At 68.0% G+C, this 19,767-nt stretch carries 15 protein-coding genes; 7 read left to right on the forward strand and 8 right to left on the reverse strand.

The features are described from left to right. Positions 1-11 precede the first annotated feature (11 nt). Positions 12-983: an SDR family NAD(P)-dependent oxidoreductase gene (locus tag V6W80_RS12550; RefSeq protein ID WP_338544406.1), complete on the reverse strand. Its 972-nt coding sequence runs from the start codon at positions 981-983 to the stop codon at positions 12-14. Positions 984-1,153: 170 nt separating this feature from the next. Beyond that, on the reverse strand, positions 1,154-3,037 hold the full coding sequence (locus V6W80_RS12555; RefSeq protein WP_338544408.1) for a sigma-54-dependent Fis family transcriptional regulator: 1,884 nt from the start codon (positions 3,035-3,037) through the stop codon (positions 1,154-1,156). Positions 3,038-3,402: 365 nt separating this feature from the next. On the opposite strand from V6W80_RS12555, the gene V6W80_RS12560 reads away from it, so the two are divergent. The 5 genes from V6W80_RS12560 to V6W80_RS12580 are packed head-to-tail and all read left to right on the forward strand — an operon-like array spanning position 3,403 to position 8,671. Continuing rightward, a complete protein-coding gene (locus V6W80_RS12560) occupies positions 3,403-4,452 on the forward strand; it encodes an ATP-NAD kinase family protein (RefSeq protein WP_338544409.1) in 1,050 nt (349 codons plus the stop codon). A 1-nt stretch (position 4,453) separates the two neighbouring features. Further along, a complete protein-coding gene (locus tag V6W80_RS12565) occupies positions 4,454-5,431 on the forward strand; it encodes a thiamine pyrophosphate-dependent dehydrogenase E1 component subunit alpha (protein WP_059315076.1) in 978 nt (325 codons plus the stop codon). A 25-nt stretch (positions 5,432-5,456) separates the two neighbouring features. Beyond that, positions 5,457-6,476, forward strand: coding sequence for an alpha-ketoacid dehydrogenase subunit beta (locus V6W80_RS12570; protein WP_338544410.1), 1,020 nt, complete (start codon positions 5,457-5,459; stop codon positions 6,474-6,476). Next, positions 6,473-7,594: an acetoin dehydrogenase dihydrolipoyllysine-residue acetyltransferase subunit gene (locus V6W80_RS12575; RefSeq protein WP_338544411.1), complete on the forward strand. Its 1,122-nt coding sequence runs from the start codon at positions 6,473-6,475 to the stop codon at positions 7,592-7,594. The genes V6W80_RS12570 and V6W80_RS12575 overlap by 4 nt, the downstream gene beginning before the upstream one ends. 12 nt (positions 7,595-7,606) lie before the next feature. After that, positions 7,607-8,671, forward strand: a complete 1,065-nt coding sequence (locus V6W80_RS12580; protein WP_338544412.1) for a 2,3-butanediol dehydrogenase — start codon at positions 7,607-7,609, stop codon at positions 8,669-8,671. A gap of 46 nt (positions 8,672-8,717) precedes the next feature. Here the strand turns inward: V6W80_RS12580 and V6W80_RS12585 are convergent, their stop codons facing one another. The 3 genes from V6W80_RS12585 to V6W80_RS12595 form a co-directional block, all read right to left on the reverse strand. Continuing rightward, a complete protein-coding gene (locus V6W80_RS12585) occupies positions 8,718-9,296 on the reverse strand; it encodes a glutathione S-transferase N-terminal domain-containing protein (protein ID WP_338544413.1) in 579 nt (192 codons plus the stop codon). A 65-nt stretch (positions 9,297-9,361) separates the two neighbouring features. Continuing rightward, the gene (locus V6W80_RS12590; RefSeq protein ID WP_338547423.1) at positions 9,362-10,324 is read right to left on the reverse strand and encodes a class I SAM-dependent methyltransferase; all 963 of its coding nucleotides are present in this window, start codon (positions 10,322-10,324) and stop codon (positions 9,362-9,364) included. Positions 10,325-10,393: 69 nt separating this feature from the next. After that, entirely contained in the window at positions 10,394-11,866 is a 1,473-nt protein-coding gene (locus V6W80_RS12595) for an iron-containing redox enzyme family protein (protein WP_338544414.1), read from the reverse strand. Between the two features lie 270 nt (positions 11,867-12,136). Here V6W80_RS12595 and V6W80_RS12600 point away from each other — a divergent pair, with 270 nt between their 5' ends. Next, a complete protein-coding gene (locus V6W80_RS12600) occupies positions 12,137-13,054 on the forward strand; it encodes a GGDEF domain-containing protein (RefSeq protein ID WP_017641204.1) in 918 nt (305 codons plus the stop codon). Here the strand turns inward: V6W80_RS12600 and V6W80_RS12605 are convergent. Together V6W80_RS12605 and V6W80_RS12610 are read right to left on the reverse strand one after the other, a co-directional pair. Continuing rightward, complete coding sequence (locus V6W80_RS12605; RefSeq protein ID WP_338544415.1) at positions 13,051-13,359, reverse strand: hypothetical protein; 309 nt, start codon at positions 13,357-13,359, stop codon at positions 13,051-13,053. The genes V6W80_RS12600 and V6W80_RS12605 overlap by 4 nt on opposite strands. A gap of 155 nt (positions 13,360-13,514) precedes the next feature. Then, positions 13,515-15,134 carry a methyl-accepting chemotaxis protein gene (locus V6W80_RS12610; RefSeq protein WP_338544416.1) on the reverse strand — a complete coding sequence of 540 codons (1,620 nt, stop codon included), beginning with the start codon at positions 15,132-15,134 and terminating at the stop codon, positions 13,515-13,517. 225 nt (positions 15,135-15,359) lie between these two features. On the opposite strand from V6W80_RS12610, the gene V6W80_RS12615 reads away from it, so the two are divergent. Next, positions 15,360-18,446 (forward strand): hybrid sensor histidine kinase/response regulator, encoded by a 3,087-nt coding sequence (locus tag V6W80_RS12615; protein ID WP_338544417.1) that lies wholly within the window; start codon positions 15,360-15,362, stop codon positions 18,444-18,446. Here the strand turns inward: V6W80_RS12615 and V6W80_RS12620 are convergent. Further along, a complete protein-coding gene (locus V6W80_RS12620; protein ID WP_064309500.1) occupies positions 18,443-19,759 on the reverse strand; it encodes an APC family permease in 1,317 nt (438 codons plus the stop codon). The genes V6W80_RS12615 and V6W80_RS12620 overlap by 4 nt on opposite strands. Positions 19,760-19,767 lie beyond the last annotated feature (8 nt).

The raw sequence follows: 19,767 nt of genomic DNA on the forward strand, positions 1-19,767 counted from the left end.
AGACACCCCCCTCAGAAATTCGACCCCCGGATCGTCCGTCCAGCCTGATCGGGCTGCTGCAGGTTGCCCGAGGTATCGGCCTTGATCGGATTCCAGTCGATTTCGGCGCGCTGCACCGCGGCGGCCGTGAAGCGTTCGTTGAGCTCCGGCGCCAGGCGATGGCCCCAGTAGGCCATCTTCGCCTTGTAGCCCACGGTGATCTCCTTTTGCGGCTGCAGCAGCGCCTTGACGATGGCCTGTACCGCCTTGTCCGGTGTGTCCTTGGTCGGCAGATCGGGACGATGGCCGGTATAGGTGGCCGCATGGCCCCAGATCGGGGTATCCAGCGCCCAGGGCAGCACCGTCGACAACTGGATGTTGGGCTGCCGCCCGCGACGCAGTTCCTGCTGCAGGACCCGGCCAAGGCTGAGCACCGCAGCCTTGGATGCCGAATAGGAGGCCTGATAGGCATGGGGAATCTCGCCGTCCACCGAGGCTACGTTGACCAGCCGACCATAGCCCTGGCGGCGGAAGCGCTGCAGGGCCAGATGGGTGCCGATCACCACCCCCTTCACATTGGTATCCAGCAGGCGCAGGTGATCGTCCAGCGGGATCTCCTCGAAGCGGCCCACCGCCACCACGCCGGCATTGTTGATCCAGCCGTCGATGCGACCGAAGCGCTGCTCGGCCTGTTCGGCCAGCGCCGTCATCTGCGCCACGTCGGCGACGTCGGTCGGCACCGCCAGGGCCGCGACGCCCAGCGCCTGCACCTCCACCGCCAGGGCTTCCAGGGCTTCGGTCCGCCGCGCCGCCAGCACCAGATTGGCTCCGTGCCGGGCCAGCGCCAGGGCCACACCGCGGCCGACGCCACTGGAGGCACCGGTGACGACGATGGTCCGGCCATTCAGTTGCTGGCGATCGGGCCGCGACGTACGCCGGGACGAGGTGCGGTTCAGCAGGGCCAGGGCGGCAGGTAGGGCGAGCAACAGTGGCAGGGTACGCATCGGGGGTCTTCCTCGCAGTCTGTGTCTGAGGTGTGACCCGTGGGCGGCCGCACTGACGTCCCGCTTGGGACGACCGGAGCCTGGCACGCCGATGGTGACCGCCTCGCTTGATCGCTGTGATCGCCGTGCCAGGGCAGCTGCCAGCGGCCACGACCGTTCGGCGGAAGACGTCAGTCTTCGGGCTGGCGGTGCGGCATGGCAATGCCGTGCAGCTTGAGCCGTCGATAGAGGGTGGCCCGGGACATACCCAGCGCTCGGGCAGCGGGAACGGCCTTCCAACGGTGCCGCACCAGCGCGGCGAGGATCGATCGCCGTTCAGGGCTATCGACCTGGGGCCGTGGCTCCGTGGACAGCGGCATGCCCGGCCCCAGACTGGCCGGCAGGTGATCGAGGGTGATCAGGCCGCCATCGCACAGGGCGCAGGCATAACGCAGCGCGTTGCGCAGCTCGCGCACGTTGCCCGGCCAGTCGTGGGCGAGGATGGCTTCCTGCACCTGGGGCGCCAACTCCGGGACGGCGCCGCTACCGCGCTCCTCCGCCAGCAGGCGCCGCGCCAGGGCCAGGCGGTCGGCCCGCTCACGCAGCGGTGGCAACTGGAAGACGGCGCCGTTAAGGCGATAGAGCAGATCTTCGCGGAACAGCCCGGCGGCCACCTGTACCTGGAGATCGCGGTGGGTGGCGCAGACCAGCCGCACATCGACCCGCCGCGGCTGGGCGCTGCCTACCGGCAGCACCTCGCCTTCCGCCAGCACCCGCAGCAGGCGAGTCTGCAGGGCCAGGGGCATGTCGCCGATCTCGTCGAGAAACAGGGTGCCGCCATCGGCCGCCACGATCAGGCCGTCGCGACCCTGGCGCTGGGCCCCGGTAAAGGCACCGGCCGCGTGGCCGAACAGCTCGCTCTCGATCAGGCTCTCCGGCAGCGCCGCGCAGTTGAGGGCGACGAAGGGCCGTCCTGCGCGATCACCGCCCTCGTGCAAGGCGCGGGCAAAGACCTCCTTGCCAGTACCTGTCTCACCCGTGACCAGGATCGGCAGGCCGTGGCGATAGAGGCGCTGGCCAGTCTGCAGTGCCTGGCTAATCCGTGGTTCCTGTTCCGGCTCAGCCTCGACCTGGGCGCGAACCAGGGGAATGACCACGCCCGCACGCTGGCGCGGCGCCCGCACCCGGGCATGGAAGTGCGCTTCGCTCAGGCGCAGGGGTTCGCCATAGTCCTCCTGTAGCCGCGCCGAGGCGTCGCGACCGAACAACTCGTCGAGGCGCTGCGGCAGATAGCCCAGCTGGCCCAGGCAGAGCTGTCGGGCCGGACGATTCAGACCGGTCAGGCGACCGCTGGCATCCCAGGCGAGCAGAAATTCCGGCTGGGTGTCCAGGTAGCTGGCCTGGGCATGGCCGCAGAGCACCCAGTCGCCCCGGGCACTGTGCATGAAGTAGGCATTCTCGATGCGCTGGGCGCTGTCACGGGTGAATTGCTGGATCAGCAACTGGCTGCGGCGATCGTCCGGCGAGCGTGGCGCCGACACGTCCAGCACCCCGAGCAACTCGCCACCCGGGGCGAACACCGGCGCGGCGGTACAGGTCAGGCCGGTGAAGGCCACGCGGAAGTGATCGGCCTTGTGCACCGTTACTGGCGCCCGGTCGGTCAGCACCGCGGCCACGCCGCAGGTGCCCTCCTCCTGCTCGGACCAGCAGGTCCCCAGGTAGAGTCCGGCGCGGCGGCATTCCTCATCGAGCCGATCGCTGACCCGGTAGTCCAGGGTATGGCCCTGGGCGTCAGCCAGCAGCACGCAGTAGTCGGCGGCCTCGACCCGCCCATGCAGGGCCGCGAGTTCGCCGTCGGCCACGCGCAGGAAGTCTTCGGCGGCCTGCTGGTGCTGGCGCAATTCGTAGCGCGAGAGGATACGCGGGCCCCGCAGGCTGCCCGGGTCGAGCTGATACTGCTCGAAGGAGCGCCGCCAGGAATCGAGGATGCGCCCGGGCGGACTGGCCGCGCGCAGCGGGGCGCGCAGGGCCTGGTCGATGGCGCGGGCGTGATAGCGGGCCTGGGTAGACAACATGGGCGTCTCTCCCTGAATTCCGGTCATGGCATGGAAGGCCGGTCATTGTTCTGCCCTTCATTTAGCGCTCCCCGGGCGCTGGCTTCAAGTCCGCCGCTCCGTGAGACGAATCGTCTCAGCGTCTCGCTGTTCCGCCATCGCTCTGAGACGAGCGGGCTCGTCCAGCCGCTCCCGACCAGACCGCTCCAGGTGCCTGCAGCCCGCGCCAGGCCTGACCCGCAAGGGATCAACGCCAACCTGGCACCGGCCTTGCTCTGGGCTCTGCGACGCTCCCATGACAACGACAAGAGGGCCAGACCCATGAGCGCATCGCGGTATAGCAGAGCGGCTCCCATGACGGGCGACCTGGCACTCCGGAGCCCGTCATGCCCATAACCGTTGGCATCCTGCCCAACCCGGCCTCGGGCCGTGACCTGCGGCGGCTGACCGGTAATGCCGCCCTGACCTCCAGCACCGACAAGGCCGGGGTGGTGATGCGCCTGCTGGCCGCCTTTGGCGCCACCGGCGTGGAGCGGGTGCTGCTGCCGCCGGACATGACCGGCATCGCCGCCGCCGTGCTCAAGGCCAGCGGCAGCCGTCAGGCCCGCGAGCAGCACTGGCCGGAGCTGGTGTTTCTCGATCTGCCGCTCACGCAAACGGTGGATGACACCCGCCGTGCCGCCAGGGCCTTACTGGCCCAGGGCGCTCGGGTGATCGCCGTGCTCGGCGGCGACGGCACCCACAAGGCGGTCGCCGCCGAGGTGGGCGACCTGCCGCTGCTGACCCTCTCCACCGGCACCAACAACGCCTTTCCGGAATTGCGTGAGGCCACCAGCGCGGGACTGGCCGGCGGCTTGGTCGCGGCCGGCCGGGTCGACCCGGCACTGGCGCTGCGGCGCAACAAGCGGCTGCGGGTGGAAGTGCCCGAGCGCGGCATTCGCGACTGGGCGCTGGTGGACGTGGCGGTCTGTCGCCAGACCTATATCGGTGCCCGCGCGGTGACCCAGGTGGAGGATCTCGCGGAGGTTTTCACCACCTTCGCCGAGCCCTGGGTCATTGGCCTGTCGGCCTTGTGCGGCCTCTGGCATCCGGTCGCGCGCAGCGCCCCCCATGGCGGCTGGGTGCGGCTGGAGCCCGAGGCTCCGGCGCAACTGACCGTTCCCCTCGCCCCTGGCGTGCTGGCCCAGGCCGGCATCGCCGCCAGTGGCCTGCTCCTGCCCGCCGAACCCCGGGCGCTGTCCCTCGCTACCGGCACCCTGGCGCTGGACGGCGAGCGGGAAATCGAATTCGGCCCCGAGGAGCGTCCGCAGGTGACGCTGGACCTCGACGGCCCCCTGAGCATCGACGTGGAGCGGGTATTGGAACTGGCGGCGCAGCAGCGCCTGCTGGTCCGGCGCCTGCCCGCGTCGCCCCTCGGCAATCCTGGAGAACAATAAGATGAGCGAGAACCCCAGCGTCGAAAACCTGAGCCATGCCTACCGGGTGATGCGCACCATCCGCGCCTTCGAGGAGCGGCTGCACGTGGAATTCGCCACCGGCGAAATTCCCGGTTTCGTCCACCTCTATGCCGGCGAGGAGGCCTCGGCCGCCGGTGTCATGGCCCACCTAGGCCATGAGGACAGCATCGCCTCCACCCACCGTGGCCACGGCCACTGCATCGCCAAGGGCGTGGACGTCTACGGCATGATGGCCGAGATCTACGGCAAGAAGACCGGGGTCTGCCAGGGCAAGGGCGGCTCCATGCATATCGCCGACCTGGAAAAGGGCATGCTCGGCGCCAACGGCATCGTCGGGGCTGGCGCGCCCCTGGCCGCCGGCGCCGCCCTGGCGGCCAAGCTCAAGGGCAGCGACGCCGTGGCCGTGGCCTTCTTCGGCGACGGCGGTTCCAACGAGGGCGCGGTGTTCGAGGCGATGAACCTGGCCTCGGTGTGGAACCTGCCGTGCATCTTCGTCGCCGAGAACAATGGCTACGCCGAGGCCACCGCCGCCAACTGGTCGGTGGCCTGCGACCACATCGCCGACCGCGCCGCCGGCTTCGGCATGCCCGGCGTGACGGTGGACGGCTTCGACTTCTTCGCCGTCCATGAGGCCGCCGCGGCTGCCGTGGCCCGTGCCCGGGCCGGCGAAGGCCCCTCGCTGATCGAGGTGAAGTTCACCCGCTACTTCGGCCACTTCGAGGGCGACGCCCAGACCTATCGCGATCCGGACGAGGTCAAGCAGGCCCGGGAGCAGCGCGACTGCCTGATGCAGTTCCGCGAGCGGGTGACCCGCTCCGGCCAGCTCCAGCCCGCCCTGCTCGACAGCATCGACCAGGAGGTGGAACAGCTCATCGAAGACGCCGTGCGCAAGGCCAAGGCCGATCCCAAGCCCGGCCCGGAAGACCTGCTCACCGACGTCTACGTCACCTACGCCTGATCGGAAAACAACAAGGAGCGCCACCATGGCCAGAAAGATCAGCTACCAGCAAGCCATCAACGAAGCCCTGGAGCAGGAGATGCGCCGCGATCCCACCGTCTTCCTCATGGGCGAAGACAACGCCGGGGGCGCCGGAGCGCCTGGCGAGCAAGACGCCTGGGGCGGCGTGCTCGGGGTCACCAAGGGCCTCTACCACAAGTTTCCCGGACGGGTGCTGGACACCCCGCTGTCGGAGATCGGCTACGTCGGCGCGGCGGTAGGCGCCGCCGCCCGCGGCACCCGGCCGGTGTGCGAACTGATGTTCGTCGACTTCGCCGGCTGCTGCCTGGACCAGATCCTCAACCAGGCGGCCAAATTCCGCTACATGTTCGGCGGCAAGGCGGTCACCCCGTTGGTGCTGCGGACCATGGTCGGCGCGGGTCTCCGCGCCGCTGCCCAGCATTCGCAGATGCTCACCTCCTGGTGGACCCATATCCCCGGCCTCAAGGTGGTCTGCCCGGCCACGCCCTACGATGCCAAGGGCCTGCTGATCCAGGCCATCCGCGACAGCGACCCGGTGATCTTCTGCGAGCACAAGCTGCTCTACGGGATGCAGGGCGAGGTGCCCGAGGAGTCCTACGCCATCCCCTTCGGCGAGGCCAGCTTCCTGCGTGAGGGCGACGACGTCAGCCTCATCACCTATGGCCGCATGGTGCACCTGGCCATGGAGGCCGCCGCCAACCTGGCGCGCCAGGGTGTTTCCTGCGAGGTGCTGGACCTGCGCACCACCAGCCCGCTGGATCGTGACAGCGTCCTGGAAAGCGTCGAGAAGACCGGCCGCGCAGTGGTCATCGACGAGGCCAATCCGCGCTGCTCGGTGGCCACCGACATCGCCGCCCTGCTTGCCGAGCACGCCTTCGACGACCTGCGCGCCCCGGTACAGCTGGTCACGGCGCCGCACACCCCGGTGCCCTTCTCCGATGCCCTGGAAGACCTCTACATCCCCGACGCGGCCAAGATCGAGCGCGCCGTACTGAAGATCACCCAAGGGAGGCAGGCCGCATGAGCCAGATCCATACCCTGACCATGCCCAAGTGGGGCCTGTCCATGAGCGAAGGCCGGGTCAACGCCTGGCTCAAGGCCGAAGGCGACAGCATCACCAAGGGCGACGAGGTGCTCGACGTCGAGACCGACAAGATCAGCAGCAGCGTGGAGGCGCCCTTCTCCGGCACCCTGCGCCGCTGCCTGGCGCGGGAGGACGAGACCCTGGCGGTAGGCGCCCTGCTGGCCATCGTGGTGGAAGGCGAAGCCAGCGACGCCGAGATCGAGGCGGTGATTGCGCGCTTCCAGGAAGACTTCGTACCCGGTGGCGAAGACGCCGCCGACGCCGGTCCCCAGGCGCAGCGCATCGAGCTCGACGGCCGGCCGCTGCGCTATCTGGAACGCGGCGAAGGCGGCCTGCCGCTGGTGCTGATCCACGGCTTCTCCGGCGATCTGGACAGCTGGCTGTTCAACCACGAGGCGCTGGCCGGCGAACGCCGGGTGATCGCCCTGGACCTGCCGGGCCATGGCCAGTCCGGCAAGGGCCTGGCCAGCGGGGACCTTGCCGAGCTAGGCGCTGCGGTGCTGGCCCTGCTCGACCATCTGAACATCCCCCGCGCCGTGCTCGTCGGCCACTCCATGGGCGGCGCCGTCGCCCTGCAGCTGGCGCAGACGGCGCCGCAGCGGGTCGCCGGCCTGGTGCTGATCGGCAGCGCCGGGCTGGGCCAGGACATCAATGGCGCCTACCTGGAAGGCTTCGTCGCCGCCACCAGCCGTAACCAGCTCAAGGGGCCGGTCAGCCTACTGTTCAGCGATCCTGGCCTGGTCACCCGACCATTACTGGAGGACCTGCTCAAGTACAAGCGCCTGGAAGGGGTGGACCAGGCCCTGAATCGACTGGCCGGCACCCTCTTCCCCAATGGCCAGCAGGCCCAGGTGCTGCGCCAGGTACTCGAAGGCGATCTGCCCGCCCTGGTGATCTGGGGCAAGGCCGACGCCATCATTCCGGTCCAGCATGCCCAAGGCCTGCCGGAAACCGTCCAGGTCGAGATCCTGGAGGGCCAGGGCCATATGGTGCAGATGGAGGCCGCGGACCGGGTCAATGCCCTGATCCAGGCCTTCCTGCCCCGCTGCGAACGCTAGAGGAGCCTCACGATGAAAGCAGCCCGTTTCCATGCCGCCCGCGACATCCGGGTGGAAGACGTCCCGGCCCCCGGCGCGCCGGGTCCTACCCAGGTCCTGGTGAAGAACCAGTTCTGCGGCATCTGCGGTACCGATCTGCACGAGTACCTTGGCGGTCCCATTTTCATTCCCACCGCGCCGCACAGCTACACCGGCGGCCAGGTGCCGCAGATCCTCGGCCACGAGTATTCCGGTGTGGTGGAGGCCGTGGGCAGTCAGGTGACGTCGGTGAAACCCGGTGACCGGGTCTCCATCCAGCCCATGGTGTCGCCACGGGACGACTACTACGGCCGCCGCGGCCAGTACCAGCTCAGCGAACAGCTGGCCATCATCGGCCTGTCCCATCCCTGGGGCGGCATGGCCGAGTACTCCTTGGTGGAGGACTACAACGCCATCCCCATGCCGGACGATCTCAGCACCGAACATGCAGCGCTGATCGAGCCCACGGCGGTGACCGTCTATGCCACTCACCGGGGCGGCGTGAAGCCTGGCGACAGCGTGCTGGTGGCCGGCGCCGGGCCCATCGGCCAGCTGCAGGTCATGGCCGCTCGCGCGGCGGGTGCCACGCGGATCTTCCTGGTGGACCTCAACGACAACCGCCTGGAGATGGCCCACCGCCTGGTGGAGGGGCTCATCACCCTGAATCCCGGTAGCACCGATGTGCTGCGCGAGGTCCGCGCCCGGACGGCGGGAGGCGTGGGAGTGGATGTGGCCTTCGAATGCGTCGGTGCCGAGGCGCCCCTGGGACTGTGCCTGGAAGCTGTGCGCCGCCAGGGTGTGGTGGTCCAGGTGGGGATGCAGGGCAAGCCACCGGCGCTGGATGGCTTCACCCTGACCTACAAGGACGTCGACCTGCGCGGCTCCTGGTGCTACTCCACGCTGATGTGGCCCCAGGTGGCAGCCCTGATCGCCAGCGGCCAGCTACCGGCGGAGAAGGTCGTGACCCGCCACATCGCGCTGGACGACGTGGTGGAACAGGGCTTCGAAGCCTTGCTGGACAAGGCCGGGACCCAGCTGAAGATCCTGATCGAGCTCTAGGGCTTTCCCACGCGGTCGGCGGGGGCCGCCGCGTGGGCTTTTTGCCTTACTGGAAGCTCGTCGCGGCAAAGCTGGGACGCGCCAGGAGGCGCTGGTGAAAGGCCACCAGCCGCGGGTGCGCGGACCAGTCGATTTCCGGCAGGCGAAAGCTCAGATAGTCGAGCCCGACCGCCACCAGGTAGTGGCTGAAATCAAGGTCCTCTGCATCCAGGGTGGAAGACTGGTCCAGGCGCGCCAGCAGGCGCCCGATGGCCGCCAGCCGGCGAGCGCCCAGCACCGATTCATCCTGGACCGCACCGCCATGCTTGCGGGCGATCACCGTGCCGAAGGCGGCATCGATCAGGCCCTGGCCCAGGCCGGCCAGTTGCAGGCGCTTGGCGGAAAGCGGACTGCCGCCGGCCAACAGATGCAGATGGAGGCAGATCAGCAGGGTCTCGCTGAGGGCGATGCCCTCGTCGGTGATCAGTACCGGGACCTTGTTGCCGGGATGGGCGGCCAGCAAGGTCGGATCGTCGTTCCAGGGATCGCTCCACACCAGCTCAAGACGCTCGCCGAAGCCAGCTTCGAGGGCGGTGACGCGCGCGGCGCGGGCATAGGGTGAGGTCTGGTTCAGCAGCAGTTGCATGGCGGACTCCGGGACACTGGCGGGCGGTGAAAGGGGCCCGCCAGTGTAGCCGCTCCTGTGCGCCTTCAGCGCGGCCGGGTCACGGTGAGGACAACGGCGGCGATGCGATCGGTATGGGCGTAGACGCCCGCCTCCAGTTCTTCACCGAAGACATCCGGATCCAGCTCGCGATAGCGCCAGGCCACGTCCTGGCCGTCCAGGCGGGTGCGGACTTCTTCGAGGAAGGGATCACGGCCCTCGACCATGGCAACGCCGGTATAGAGCAGCAGGGTGCCGCCCGGCGCCAGGCGCTGCAGCGCCGTGTCCAGGATGGCCAGCGACAGGCCAGCCCCGAGGGGACCGCCACCATGGCGATAGGCGCGCTCGCCGGGATCGACCAGATAAGGGGGATTGGACAGGATGAAATCGAAGTCGCCCGCCACATCGTTCAGCAGGTTGCTGTAGCACGCGCTGACATTGTCGGCACCGGCCAGCTCGGCATTGACCCGGGTCAGCGCCAGGGCGCGCTCGTTGATGTCCACCGCCAGCACCTCGGCATCGGGCCGCGCCAGGGCGACCAGGATGGCGCCGGGACCGGCCCCGCTGCCGATGTCCACGGCGCGGCGGATGTCACCGGTCTCGAAGCGCAACTGGGCTTCCAGGGCATTGGCATAGCGATAGGTGTCGGGGCCGAAGAACACCGCATCGGCATCCTCGGTGGGATAGGCGGAATGCACGAACAACTGGTCACCCAGGCTCGATACCCGCACCCGACTGCGCCAGCCGCCCGGCACCGCGGTCAGCAGCTCGGCTGCCGCCAGGGTGTCGATTAGAGAGCCAGGCAGCAGCTCGGGGGAAAACGGCCGGCTCCAGCCGAAGATGCCCTGCAGATCCCGCGCCCAGGCGTTGCCTGGCCGGGCATTGACCCGCGCGTGAGAGGCCGGGGTGGGCGTGATGAAGTGATAGTCCGCTGCGCGCAGCGTCTCGATCAGCAGTTTCAGGGCAGCGGCCGCGTCAGGGCTGGTCGCGATGCGTTCAGGATGTTCCATGGCCGTCACGGGTGGTTCCTTCAATGACAGTCGAAATGAAAAGGACCCTTGCGGGTCCTTGAATAGGGATCAGCCCAACAGGGAGGCGAACAGTCGTGTCGCCAGCAGACCGGCACGGCTGTGGTGGCGCGCCGGTGACAGCTGCTCCACCAGTAATGCCATGGCGGCCGCGCGGCTGGGCTGGCTAGCCAGACGCTGCTCTAGGGCGACTTCATCACTATCGAAGTCGCTCGCCTGGGCCTTGCTCGCATTGGCCGCCGTGCCCTGCTCGGCTTCCAGCGCTGGACATAGACGCTCCTGCTGACGCTGGCGAGCGCGAAAGCTCACCTCGCGGCGCGGCAAGACGGACACCCGCTCGGCGGCCGCCTGGTGCCGGGCGCCGCTGTGCACGAAGTCACCGGCGATCCAGTCGTGAATCAGCTGCTGCTCGTAAGCGGTGAAGACGCCGAACATCTCGGCGCGCTCACCCTGGATCAGGCGCCAGAAGCGACTGTTGGTCGGGTCTTCATGACGCTTGATCCAGCCCTGCTCCTGCATCACCTGGAGAAATTCGGGAATCTGCGCGGGATCGGTCAACCAGTCGCTGACGCTACGGCCACCGATGCGGCAATAGTCCGAATGCACATAGCGGCCAACGGTACTCTTTTCCGCCAGTACCTCGATCACCGCCTGTTCCAGCTCGAAGCCGCCGATCACCGAGGTGGTGCTGGCGCCCAGTTCATTGAGCAGGTAGCCCTGCACCACGCGCTGGTAGAAGGCAGCGCGGCCTTCGGCGGGCATGGCGTCATGTACGGCTTGCAGCGCCTTGCGCGCATGACCGGTGCCGGCATTGTCGACGGTCACATGCAAGGTGAAGTAATAGGGATCGATACCCAGTTCGTTGAGCTCGTAGGAGGTGATCAGCAGGTGCAGCGGCAGCTGCTCGTAACCAAGATTGAAACCCAGCACCTCGGGCAGGTAGTGATCGGCGTTATAGGCCAGCGCCAACTGGATGGCGCCCTGGACATAGTGATCATCGCTCAATTGCGAGAAATCTTCACAGCCATGGCTGGCCAGCAGCTTGCGATAGAGCACCACATGATTCTTGTCGGGCTGACCGTCACCCAGTTCCTCCAGGTAGATCTGGATAGCCGCGCGATAGCGCAAGTCGTCCCAGTGGGCGAGCGTGCCATAGAGCCAGGCGCCATCGACCAGCTTGGTAGGCGCCACGCCACGCAGGAAGTACAGCGCATGGGCCTTGCTGCCGAAATAGCGTCGCGGCGCGCCAGCCTTGCGGGCTGCCAGATAGTCCTGGTACTGGGCGCCGACCCGGGCGTTGTTCTCCAGCACCCAGGCTTCCAGCGCCTGGGGATCCGCCGGGAGGTCGGCCTTCATGGCACTCACGGCCTGCAGCTGGTCATCAAGATAGTGCCGCGCCCGCTCCCGCGCACCACCGCTGGGTTTTTCCACCAGCAGCTCGCGATAGAGCGACTTGGCGGGTTCCAGGGCGACGGGAGTCGACCCAGGGCGCTGGCCGGTTACGGCTCTTGTAGTGGTCTGCATAGAGGGCACATCTGGCAGCTGATGAATACCCTATTCGGCCTGCAGGCCACAGCTTGGTTCCGAGCGGCTCGGGCATGCGGGCTAGCCGTCTCGCTTGAAGCCGTCAAACGCCTGCGCCTGCCCGGTCTGCCATTCGTCGGCGAACGCCCCGATCGCCTTACCTGCCTCCTCTCACCGACAACACGGCGACGGGTGACCGGACGACAGACCTCAGTTCCCGCCGCGCCAGGCCGATAACCTGACAATTCGTTCGACCTCCAGGCCCTGCCCATGTCTCCTGTCGATTCCGCTGTCGATCTTCGCGCCCTCCTCGACTCGATCCAGGAGTTCATCGTCGCCAAGGACGGTCAGGGACGTTGGCTGTTCGTCAACCGTATCGTGCTCGAAGCCTATGCCATGGTCGGCTTCGACTACGTCGGCGTCACCGATGCCGAGTTGATCGAGCGCTTTCCCGCCTTTGCCGAGGCGTTCGTCTACAACATCCAGACCGACGAACTCGCTTGGCAAAACGCCGCGCCTACGCTGGTCGAAAAGTCCTTCATGGGTCCGGATGGACGTATCAATACCTGGGAAGTGGTCAAGACCCCGCACTTCGACGCACGAGGCGAACGCCGGCTGCTGACCATCGTCAGCCGCAATGTCACCGAGCGCAAATTGGCGGAGACCGCCTTGCAGGAAAGCGAGAGTCGCTACAAGTCCCTGGCCTATCTGGATGCCCTGACCGGGGTCGCCAATCGGCGCAGCATTCTCGACCAGATCGCACGCCACAGAGCCAGCGACGCCAGCGGCCCCTGTGCCCTCTTCTACCTGGATCTCGACCGCTTCAAGGCCATCAACGACGAATTCGGCCACGAGTTCGGCGATCTGCTGCTGGTGGCCTTCGTCGCCCGGGTCAGCGCCTGCCTACGGCGGGAGGATCTGCTCGGCCGTATCGGCGGTGACGAATTCATCGTCTACCTGTGCGATACCACGCCCACCGCCGCCCTGGCCATGGCCGAGCGCCTGTGCCGTGCCCTGCAAGAGCCCTGGCACATCCAGGGCGTCACCCTGAGTACCACCTCATCCATCGGCATCGCCCACTGTGCCGATGGCACGCTCAACGTCCATGAGCTGATCCGTCGGGCGGACGCCGCCCTTTACCAGGCCAAGCGGGCTGGACGCGCGCGGGTCGTACTGGCCGAGGCCTAGAGTCGTTCCGTGGGCTGGGCGCGAATCAGGATTTCGCGCTGGCGGAAGGCCGTTTCCAGCTGGCGGCGATAGCCGTCCCACCAGGCCCGATCCAGGGTCTCGGTCATCACTTCGTAGACCAGCAACTCATCGTCCTCGACCCGGTCCGCCGCGTCCTGGCACAGACCTTCGACCGGGGCCCGGCTGAAGGCGGTCAGGCCGCCGAAGCGCTCGACCAACACCTGGCGCACCTCCTGAAACAGCGCCCCTGGCAGGCGCTGGCCGTCATTGTCGTTGAGGGGTAGCAGCAACTGGACGAGGTACATGGCCGTCTCTCCTGGGGTATTGGCTGCAGACCCTGACGCACCCCGGATGGGTTCCCGTCCGTTGGTCCTGCAACCCCTGCCCGCCAGCAGCCTGGAAACGAAAAGGCCCCACCGAGGCTCTCTCGGCAGGGCCTTTCCTGACCTTTACGTCCGGATCAGACCGAGAAGCGGCCAACCAGACGATTCATGTCCACCGCCAGGCGCGAGACCTCATGGGCCGCCGCAGCGGTCTGGTGGGCACCGGCCGAGGTCTGGATCGACAGATCGCGGATGCTGACCAGGTTCTGGTCCACCGACCGGGCGACCTGGGCCTGCTCTTCCGATGCCGTGGCGATGAGGAAGTTGCGCTCGTTGATCTCGGTGATGGAGCGGGCGATTTCCTCCAGGGCGGCGCCGGCTTCGTTGGCGATCTTCAGGGTCGCGGTAGCCTCGTCACGGCTGCGCTGCATGGCCTGCACGGCGCCTTCCGAACCGCTCTGGATGCCGCCGATCATCTGCTCGATTTCACGGGTGGATTCCTGGGTCCGGTGGGCCAGGGCGCGCACCTCGTCGGCGACTACGGCAAAGCCGCGGCCCTGTTCACCGGCGCGGGCGGCCTCGATGGCGGCGTTCAGCGCCAGGAGGTTGGTCTGCTCGGCGATGCCGCGGATCACATCGACCACGGTGGCGATGCCCTGGGCCTGTCCGGCCAGGGCGACGATCTGCTCGCTGGTATGGGACACGGTGCCCGTCAGCGAATGGATGGCATTGACGGTTTCGGTGACCCGGGCCGCGCCCAGACCGGTCGAGCGCTCCGATTGCTGCGCGGACGTCGAGGCCGAGGCGGCGTTGCGCGCCACTTCCTCGACGGCGGCGGTCATCTCGTTGACCGCCGCGGCAGCCTGCTCCACCTCGCCATTCTGGCGCTGCAGGCCACGGCTGGCCTCGTCGGTCACGGCATTCATCTCTTCGGCGGCGGACGCCAGCTGCGTCGAGGCCTCGCCAATGTGGCTGACGGTGTCGCGCAGGGTCTGCTGCATCTGCACCGTGGCGCGCATCAGCTCGGCCATCTCGTCGCGGCCGGTCGCCTGCGCCTCGACGCGCAGATCGCCCTCGGCGATGCGCCGGTTGATGGCCAGCACCTGGCGCAGCGGCTGCAGGATGCTGCGGGTATAGAGCACAGCCAGCACCACGGTGAGCACGATGGCGATGGCGGCAATCACCCCGAGCAGCCAGAGGTTGCGGCTGTAGGTCTGGCTGGCCAGTTCGCCGGCCTGCTTGGCGCCGCGTTCGTTGAAGGTACCCAGGGCCACGATCTTCTCTTGCAGATCGTTGGTCAGCGGACGGATATTGGCATTGGTGAAGGCGGTTCCCTCGCTGGCCGGACGCGTCCGGGCGATGACGATGATCTCGTCGAGACGCGCATCGTAGGCCTTGACGCCAGCGGACACGGCGTCGGCCAATCGTTGCTCTTCAGGCGAGGCGACCAGGGCCTGGTACGCCGCTACCTCCTGCTGCAACTGGCCCCGCGCCTGGGCGATGGTCGCCGCGGCGGTCTGCTTCATCTGCTCGTCTTCCGACGCCACCATGCGCAGGGTTTCCAGACGCAACCTGAGTACCAGGCTATCCATCTTCGCCGTTTGCGCGATGCTGGCCATCCAGTTGGTCTCGACATCCTGTTCGGCCTGGTACAGGGAATTCAAGCCCACGGCCGAAGTAACCGCCAGTACCAGCAGCAACAGGGTAACGGCGGCAAAACACACGGCCGAACGGGCCGACAATTTCAGGGTACGCATGGCGCAACTCCAGGCAGGAAAGGCGTATTCACCCCTTCTGGTCGGCGCTACCGTTACTGGCTGAATAGCCACCCATCGGCGATCAACGGCGTACCCCCCACGAGCTGCAGGCTAGAGCTGACGCGGGCTCCAGGGGAATGTGTCAACCTGACGAGCAACCGCCGCCCTGGCAAAATGCCATGCACAGTCAGGCTAGAATGAGACTTTTCCTCAATCGAAATCCCCATGCCGCCGACGAAGCTTCGCCCTGCGCGTCTGGTCCCGTTGCGCAATCGCCTGCTGGCCATCGCCTTCGCCGGAATCGTGCCCCTGGCGCTGGTAGCCGGCCTGGGACTCTGGCTGCTCGTGCAACACCAGCAGCACGAAGCCGAACAGCGGGCACTGGAGTCCAGTCGCCAAGCCGCGACCACCATCGAAAGCGAATTGCGCCGCTCAGTGACCATTCTCCAGGCGCTGGCCGAGTCGCCCCTGTTGCGGACGGGCGACCTGAGCGATTTCGAAACCCTGGTCGGGCGCATCCTGCCGCTGGTGCCAGGTTGGCGAACGGTGCTGCTCGCCACGCCGGACGGCCAGGTCGTCCGGCGCATATCGAGCGTCAACCGGCCCGTTGGCGGTCCTCTCGCCGAACCGGACAGCTTTGCCGAGGTACTCGCCCAACGCCGGCCAGTGATCGGGCAACTCGGCCGCGGTCCCGCCGGCCTTCTGGCCTTTCCGATCCGGGTCCCGGTGCTGCGCGAGGGTCGACTGAATTTCGTGCTGACCGCGGTAATGACGCCGGAGAGCATCCGCGCGGCGCGCCTGACCCGTGCCCTGCCCAAGGACTGGGTGGGTTCGATATTCGATCGCCATGGCCGGCGCATCGCTCGTACCAGCCGGCACGAGGAAAGCCTGGGCGAGCCGGCCCTGCCAGGTCTGGCGGAGATCCTGGCGCAGCCGGGCGAAGAAGGCGTCGGCACTTCGCGTACCCGGGAAGGCCACGACGTCTATACGGCCTTCGTGCGCCTGCCCGATTCCGGCTGGACGGTGACCACGGCGATCCCCACCGAAGAGGTGGCCGCGGCCGCCAATCGCTCCTTCGCCCTCTATGGCGGCGGCCTGGTGCTGTCGGTAGCCTTTGCCTGGACGGTAGCCCTGCTGCTGTCACGGCGCATCAACCGTCCGGTGCAGGCCCTACAGGAGGCCGCTCAGGCCCTGGGCAGGCGCCTGCCGCCGGTATTGCCCGACAGCGACGTGCTGGAGATCCGCCAGGTGGGCGAAGCGCTGCTGGCCGCCGCCGAAGCCCGGCGGCTGATCGAAGAGGAGCGCGACGACTACCTGCGCGGCCTGCAACTGAGCCAGGCGCAGCTGCAGTTGCAGGTCGCCGACCTGGAAATCCTGCAACGGCTCAATCATCGCCTGCTGCAACTGCCTTCACTGCCACAGCAGCTGCAGGAGATTCTCGACGTCCTCTGTCGCTTTCATCAGACGCCCCTGGGCTGCGTGTCCTTGCTGGAAGACGGCCAGCCGCCACGGCTCCATGTCACCGCCGGTTTCTCGGCCGAGGACCAGGCACGCCTGACCGCCCTGGCTCCCGCGGAGAGCGTCTGTGCAGCCGCCATCGAGCAGGGTGAACGGGTGCTGGTGCCCGACCTGGCAAAGGCATCCGAGCTCGCCGCCCTGGCCGCCATCGGCTGCCGCCTGGGTTTCGCAGCCGTACATGCCGTGCCGCTGCGCAGCACCCTGCACGGCACCCTGGGCGCCCTCACCGTGCACCTGCCGGAGGCACGCGAGCCCACGCCGCGCGAGCAGCGCCTGGCCGACCTGTGCGCGTCCAAGGCGGTGCTGGTGATCGATCGTGCCCGTATCCAGGAGGCTGCCCTGCGGTCGCAACGCCGCCTGCGGGTGGCGCTGGAAAGCTCGCAGGTCTCCTTCGGCATCGCCGTGCCCGCTGCCGAAGGCACTTTCGCCTGGGACTATCTCAACCCCACTGGGACCACCACCCTGGGTCTCGACAGCCGTGACGCCAACGCCCGCCTGCCCTGGGCCAGCACCCGCATCCTGCAGCTCTGCGCGGACCACCAGGCCGAGGAAGTCGCCTGGTCCGTCGAATTGCAGGGGCCGGATGCCCAGGGCGCCAGTTGCTGGCTGCAGATCGGCGCCACGCCCTTCGACGGCAACGTCGCGGTGTGGTTTCTGGACATCAGCGAACGCAAGCGCCAGGAGCAGCAGCTGCGCGACAACGATCGGCAAAAGGACGAATTCCTCGCCGTGCTGGCCCATGAACTGCGCAATCCCCTGGCGCCCATTCGCCACGCGGCGGCACTGATCGCCGCGCCGCAGGCGTCGCCCGAACAGCAACAGCGCAGTTGCCAGACCATCGAGCGGCAGGTGGAGCGCATGGGCGCCCTGCTCAACGACCTGCTGGATATCTCGCGCATCACCTTCGGCCGCATCACCCTGCACAATACCTTCGTCACCCTGCAGTCGGTACTCGAGGCAGCGGCCGATGCGACCCTGGCGCCGATGCAGGACAAGCACCAGCGCTTCGACCTGCACCTGCCCGAGGCGCCGCTCTGGCTGTACGCCGACCCGCTGCGCCTGGAGCAGATCTTCGTCAACCTGCTGGGCAATGCCGCCCGCTACACCCCGGAGGGCGGTCGGATCGTGCTCGCCGTCTCCACGGTTGACGAAGAGGTACGGGTGGAGATTGCCGACAACGGCATCGGTATCGCCCCGGAACGCCTGAGCGATCTGTTCCAGATGTTCGGCCAGATCGATCCACGCCTGGCGGAGCGTTCGCCTGGCCTGGGTATCGGCCTGGCCCTTTCCCGCGAGCTGGCACGGCTGCAGGGCGGCGACATCGCCGCCACCAGCGCCGGCCTGGGCCAGGGCAGCCGCTTCACCGTGAACCTGCCACTGACGGTGGCGCCCCCGGCCACAGAGCAGGAGGCCGTAGCGGCCGCCTCGGCGGCGCCCGCCACCCGCCGGATCCTGGTCGCAGACGACAACTCCGACATCGCCGACACCATCGCCGAACTCCTTGAGCTGGACGGCCACGAGGTGCGTGTCGCCTACGATGGCCAGCAGGCCCTGACCCTGTTCCAGAGCTACGGCCCCGAGATCGTCATCTCGGATATCGGCATGCCGGGCCTGACCGGTCATCAACTGGCCCGGGCGATCCGCGAGACGCCGGCCGGTCAGGCCGTCAAGCTGATCGCCATGACCGGCTGGGGCCAGGCACAGGACAAGGCCGAGGCCCTGGCGGCCGGCTTCGATCATCACCTGACCAAGCCGGCCGACATGCAGACCCTCTATGCCCTGGTGGGCGCCTAGGCCGTGACCCGGCGCGCGCCGGCCAGCCGCGTCAGCCCATAGAGCGCCACGCCCACCAGCAGCATCAGCCCGGCGCGCCACCAGGTCGCCGCGCCCTGCTGGGCGATCAGCAGCGCACAGGAGGCCAGGGCCAGCACCGGAAAGATCCAGTGCACGCGGAAATGCGGATGCTCGACCCGGTCGCGCTTGAGCACCAGCACCGCCAGGTTGGTGCTGATGAACACCACCAGGAGCAGCAGCACCACGGTTTCGGCCAGCACATCCAGGGTGCTGGTGAAGGTCAGGGCGATGGCCACCGCGGTGGTGGCGAGGATGGCGATGCCGGGAGTCTGCCGCCGTGGCAGCACCCGGCCGAGCACCGCGGGCAGCAGACCTTGACGAGCCATGCCGTAGGCCAGACGGCTGGCCATGATCATGGTCAGGAGCGCGCCATTGGCCACCGCGATGAGCGCGATGACGGCGAACACTCGGGTCGGCACGCCCAGGCCCGAGGCGCCGAGGACGTCCATCAGCGGCGCACCCGAGGCCTTGAGCTGCGCCACCGGCAGCACCAGGGCAGCGCCGGCGCCTACCAGCATGTAGACGATACCGGCGATGACCAGGGCGCCAAACAGTGCCCGCGGATAGACCCGGCTGACGTCCCGTACCTCCTCCGCCAGGTTGGCCGAGGTCTCGAAACCGACGAAGGAGTAGAAGGCCAACAGCGAAGCGCTGAGGATGGCCACGGTGGCCGAGGGCGCATCCACCTCCAGCAGTCGCGCCGGCTCGCCTTGCCCCTGGGCGACGAACCAGGCCGCCGCCGCGACGACGATCACCAGACCCGAGAGCTCGATCAGGGTCATCACCAGATTGACTGACAGCGACTCCTTGATGCCGCGCGCATTGAGCAGGCCTATCAACAGCAGAAAGCCCAGGCAGACCCAGCTGGCGGGCCAGGGCACCAGCGCCTGCAGATAGCCACCGGCAAAGGCCACCGCCAGCCCCGCGGCGCTGGTGACCCCGGCGGCCAGCATCGAGAAGCCTACCAGGAAGGATAGCCAGGGCCGCCCGAAGGCCCGTTCGGCGAACACCGCCGCCCCGCCGGCCTTGGGGTACTTGGTGACCAGCTCGGCATAGGAGGCCGCGGTCAGCAGGGCGAACAGCAGGGCAATCAGCAAGGGGGCCCAGATGGCGCCGCCGACCCGGCCGGCGATGGTGCCCGCCAGGGCATAGACGCCCGCGCCCAGAACGTCGCCCAGGATGAAGAACAACAGCATGGGCAGGGTGATGGCGCGTTTGAGTGCGCCCGGTGCGGCTGAGGATTCCTGGGCCATGCGGTGGT

Origin of the sequence: Pseudomonas benzopyrenica (genome assembly GCF_036884265.1) — a bacterium.
Classification (GTDB): domain Bacteria; phylum Pseudomonadota; class Gammaproteobacteria; order Pseudomonadales; family Pseudomonadaceae; genus Chryseomonas; species Chryseomonas benzopyrenica.

Excerpts from the sequence above, each read along its gene's own strand:
- V6W80_RS12550 (WP_338544406.1), bottom strand. The coding sequence starts at position 983 with ATGCGTACCCTGCCACTGTTGCTCGCCCTACCTGCCGCCCTGGCCCTG.
- V6W80_RS12580 (WP_338544412.1), top strand. The coding sequence starts at position 7,607 with ATGAAAGCAGCCCGTTTCCATGCCGCCCGCGACATCCGGGTGGAAGAC.
- V6W80_RS12585 (WP_338544413.1), bottom strand. The coding sequence starts at position 9,296 with ATGCAACTGCTGCTGAACCAGACCTCACCCTATGCCCGCGCCGCGCGC.
- V6W80_RS12560 (WP_338544409.1), top strand. The coding sequence starts at position 3,403 with ATGCCCATAACCGTTGGCATCCTGCCCAACCCGGCCTCGGGCCGTGAC.
- V6W80_RS12595 (WP_338544414.1), bottom strand. The coding sequence starts at position 11,866 with ATGCAGACCACTACAAGAGCCGTAACCGGCCAGCGCCCTGGGTCGACT.
- V6W80_RS12590 (WP_338547423.1), bottom strand. The coding sequence starts at position 10,324 with ATGGAACATCCTGAACGCATCGCGACCAGCCCTGACGCGGCCGCTGCC.
- V6W80_RS12555 (WP_338544408.1), bottom strand. The coding sequence starts at position 3,037 with ATGTTGTCTACCCAGGCCCGCTATCACGCCCGCGCCATCGACCAGGCC.
- V6W80_RS12605 (WP_338544415.1), bottom strand. The coding sequence starts at position 13,359 with ATGTACCTCGTCCAGTTGCTGCTACCCCTCAACGACAATGACGGCCAG.
- V6W80_RS12575 (WP_338544411.1), top strand. The coding sequence starts at position 6,473 with ATGAGCCAGATCCATACCCTGACCATGCCCAAGTGGGGCCTGTCCATG.
- V6W80_RS12570 (WP_338544410.1), top strand. The coding sequence starts at position 5,457 with ATGGCCAGAAAGATCAGCTACCAGCAAGCCATCAACGAAGCCCTGGAG.
- V6W80_RS12615 (WP_338544417.1), top strand. The coding sequence starts at position 15,360 with ATGCCGCCGACGAAGCTTCGCCCTGCGCGTCTGGTCCCGTTGCGCAAT.
- V6W80_RS12565 (WP_059315076.1), top strand. The coding sequence starts at position 4,454 with ATGAGCGAGAACCCCAGCGTCGAAAACCTGAGCCATGCCTACCGGGTG.
- V6W80_RS12610 (WP_338544416.1), bottom strand. The coding sequence starts at position 15,134 with ATGCGTACCCTGAAATTGTCGGCCCGTTCGGCCGTGTGTTTTGCCGCC.
- V6W80_RS12620 (WP_064309500.1), bottom strand. The coding sequence starts at position 19,759 with ATGGCCCAGGAATCCTCAGCCGCACCGGGCGCACTCAAACGCGCCATC.
- V6W80_RS12600 (WP_017641204.1), top strand. The coding sequence starts at position 12,137 with ATGTCTCCTGTCGATTCCGCTGTCGATCTTCGCGCCCTCCTCGACTCG.